Below are 382 nucleotides of genomic sequence, written 5' to 3' on the forward strand. Positions count from 1 at the left end.
ATGATGAAACAATGCCTAAAGAAGCCCATAAATTGGTGCATTTTTGTTCCATGTGTGGACCAAAATTCTGTTCTATGCGTATTTCCCACGATATTCGTGAGGCAGTAGCAATAAGGAAAACAAAAGATGAAGGTATGAATGCTATGGCTGAGAAATATCAAAAAAATGGTGACCTTTATGTAGATGCTATTTCTGCTCAAAAAAACGAGTAAACAATTGAAGAACATTCTTATTAAAGGTGCAGGTGTAGGGGGATTAACTGTTGCCTTTATGCTGCAACAATAAGGAATTTCTGTTACTCTATCAGCTCCTCCTCACTCTCCTATAGGAACTGCTAGTTGGTATGCAGGCGGAATGCTAGCGCCTTACTGTGAAAGAGAAA

Annotated in this window: 2 pseudogenes; both read left to right on the forward strand. The window is 38.7% G+C overall.

Annotated features, from left to right (window positions below):
• Positions 1-212 (forward strand): annotated as a pseudogene (locus tag J7R05_RS09025) (phosphomethylpyrimidine synthase ThiC); the annotation flags it as partial.
• 4 nt (positions 213-216) lie between these two features.
• Positions 217-382, forward strand: a pseudogene (locus J7R05_RS09030) (FAD-dependent oxidoreductase); the annotation flags it as partial.

The organism is Bartonella capreoli, from assembly GCF_902813205.1.
In the GTDB taxonomy this organism is placed as follows: Bacteria; Pseudomonadota; Alphaproteobacteria; order Rhizobiales; family Rhizobiaceae; genus Bartonella; species Bartonella schoenbuchensis.